2 protein-coding genes are annotated in these 3,137 nt (G+C 56.3%); both read left to right on the forward strand.

Annotated elements, in window-relative coordinates:
• Window positions 1-92: 92 nt before the first annotated feature.
• Entirely contained in the window at window positions 93-314 is a 222-nt protein-coding gene (locus ABI_RS21065) for a hypothetical protein (RefSeq protein ID WP_006275098.1), read from the forward strand.
• Complete coding sequence (locus ABI_RS21070; protein ID WP_006275099.1) at window positions 314-2,449, forward strand: RHS repeat-associated core domain-containing protein; 2,136 nt, start codon at window positions 314-316, stop codon at window positions 2,447-2,449. The genes ABI_RS21065 and ABI_RS21070 overlap by 1 nt, the downstream gene beginning before the upstream one ends.
• The last annotated feature ends 688 nt before the right edge of the window (window positions 2,450-3,137 follow it).

Below are 3,137 nucleotides of genomic sequence, written 5' to 3' on the forward strand. Positions count from 1 at the left end.
CCTTGGCAGGGGCGAAGGAGGGAGACCTACCCCTATTTTGACATTTAGTAAGGCGTCCCCGAAATGGGCAGACCTACGATATCGAGCGCCGCGTGGTGTGCGAGATCGGTGCCGATCCCGACGGTGGCGGCGCCCTGGTCCGCGCCATGGTGCGCCACACCTACGATGCGCCGGGCCGCGAGACCCTGACCGAAAGCGGTACGGGCACCAGCACCACGACCTGCCTGGGCGCAGCCATGACGGTCGCTTCCTTTACGCGCATGACCTATGACGGCATGGACCGTGTCACCAAGACCGAAGTGGGGGTGCCGTAATGGTCTCGCAAAGCACAATCACCAGGGGGCTTGGGGCAGCCGCCATTCTGCTGACAGGCGCTTTCACTGCGCCACCGCTGCAAGCTGAAACCATCCACAGTGTGACCCAGGTCAGCTATGATAGCGTCGGCCGGCCGCTGTGCGCGGCGGTGCGAATGAATCCCGCTGCCTATGGCACCTTGCCGTCGAGTGCCTGCGACCTTGGGACGGAAAGCCCGACCTTCGGCCCCGACCGGATCACCAAAAACACCTATGACGATGCCGGTCAACTGCTTCAGGTCGATCAGGCCTACGGCACCTCGGTCCAGCGCGCCTATGCCCGCTATACCTACACGGTCAACGGTCAGAAGTGGACGGAAAAGGATGCCAACGGCAACCTGACCACCCTGGAGTATGACGGCTTCGGCCGCCTGAAAAAACTGCGCTACCCGAACACGGCGATCGGCGCCGGCACCTCCAGCACGACCGACTACGAAGACTACACCTACGACGCCAACGGCAACCGCCAGACCTGGCGGCGGCGCAACGGCGCGACCATCAGCTATAGCTACGACAAGCTGAACCGGGTAACCCTGGAAGACCAGCCGGCGATCACCGGCGTCCAGACGGCGACGGAAAAGGACGTCTATACCCGCTACGACAGTCTGGGGCGGATTACTTGGAAGCGGTTTGCCTCGACTTCGGGCAGTGGCGTCAGCTACGCCTATGACGGTCTTGGGCGGCTGGAGTCTACGACCGACATGCACGGCCGACCGCTCGGATATCTCTACAACGCCGCCGGTGCGCGTACGCGCCTGACCTATCCGGATGGCAACTGGCAGCCCTATACCCTTGATAACCTGAACCGGCTGACCTCTTCCGGCATGGGCTCGTTCAACTTCACCCTTAGCTATGACAGCCTGGGGCGTATGACGTCGGTCTCGCGCAACAATTCGACCAGCACGACCTATGGCTACGACGGCCTCGGCCGGCTGAGTTCCATGACGCAAAACCTGGTGAACACCGCCTATAATGTCACCTGGACGTTCAATGGCCGCAACCCCGCCGGTCAGATCACGTCATGGGGCGCGACCTCCACGGTTTACGACTATGAGGAGATCGCCTCCAGCACCGTCAACACCAACTACGACGGTCTGAACCGGGACACGGGGATCTCCGTTCTGAGCGGTGGCTACGACACCAACGGCAATCTGGCGAATGAAACCACGCCGTCCGCAAGCGATGCCGCCACCAAACGCTGCATGACCTATGACAATATGAACCGCCTGCTGAAGGTCGCCAAATGCAGTACGCCGACGGCCCCCGACCTGATCATGACCTATGATCCGGAGGGAAGGCTGGCCGCCTATACCTATGGTTCGACGACGACCGAGTTCCTGTATGACGGCGTCAACCTGATCGGTGAGTACATCCACAGTTCTGCGACCGGCCACGCTTCGGACGGCATGTCACGCCGCTATATCCACGGCACCGGCACCGATCAGCCGCTGTTGTGGTTCATTGGCTCAGGCATAGCCAGCGGCGGGCAGTTCTACATTACTAACTACCAGGGCAGCGTCATCGGCGTCAGCAACTCGGCGGGCAATGTCCCCGAACTGTACAAGTATGGTCCCTACGGTGAACCCAAGAACGCCCAGGGCGCCAAGTTCTGGGACGGGGCGCGCTTCCGATACACCGGCCAGTATGCCATCAAGGAAGCCGAACTTTACTACTACAAGGCCCGGGTCTATGATCCGATGTACGGACGGTTCCTGCAAACTGACCCCATCGGCAGCAAGGATGACCTGAACTTGTACGGGTATGTCAAAGGGGATCCCGTTAACGGGAGCGATCCAACCGGCTTGAAAGGCGAATGCTTTGGGAAACTCTGTAACAATAGCGCAGGGCATACGCCGAAATCCCGTCAGGCGCAGCAGGACCAATATGACCGGACTCATCCGAATATGGCAAAAGGGGGAACACTTGTTGTCGCGGGGACTGTTGGTGGCGGCGTTGGTGTGAAAGGCTCACATTCGAGAGGCATTGCTGTTGACACAACTGGAAAGTCTTCAGGCATAAAGACTACCACGGTGACCGCAGGAGGAGGTGCGAACGCATCCAACGGCGTTTCAGTGACTGTCGAAATGGAAAGATAGAGGACCAAACAGGGAAGGCTGGAGTTGCGGAAGCGGGACTGGGTCCGGTTACTGTTTCGGGATCAGCTTCAACAAATACAAAAGGTGAAGTCGTTTTATCAGCAACAGTGCTAGTCGGTCCTGGCGCCGGTCCTGGAGGTGGTGTCGGAGTCGGGCAAACTGAGCTAATTGAATTGCCAAAGAATGATAACTCGGATAAAGGTTTCGACATGACATCCGATCCCTCTATGGCCATGTAATGAAATCGACTTTGTTTTTAAAGGCGCTTGCGCTCGTAGCTTTGGCAATATTTTTAATTGCTGTGAGCGTCTACTCGTCCATTATTACGTCAAGAGGATATTTAGAGCCGGTCGGAGAATATATATACAAATATAGTAGTCATGGGGGCGTTATCTACGTTAATTACCTAGAGTCCGTTTTGATGGAGGGGAGTAAATATGGTATATACATTGTGGCGGCGGTTGTAATAGTTATTGCTTTCATTTGGAAAAGGAAAAAATAGGGTTTGTCTGAATTCAAAGATAGCATGTGGTATTTTTGTGGTATTTTGGACAGGTTGTTAATTGTATCATTTTTATTTTATTTTATTTTCGGGGACGCCTTACTAATTGCATAAACTAATTTACTAGACTATAGAACTTGCATACCGAAGGAGGCGGAGATGGCGAGACAGGCGCGCGTTGTTTTC

Origin of the sequence: Asticcacaulis biprosthecium C19 (assembly GCF_000204015.1) — a bacterium.
Taxonomy (GTDB): domain Bacteria; phylum Pseudomonadota; class Alphaproteobacteria; order Caulobacterales; family Caulobacteraceae; genus Asticcacaulis; species Asticcacaulis biprosthecius.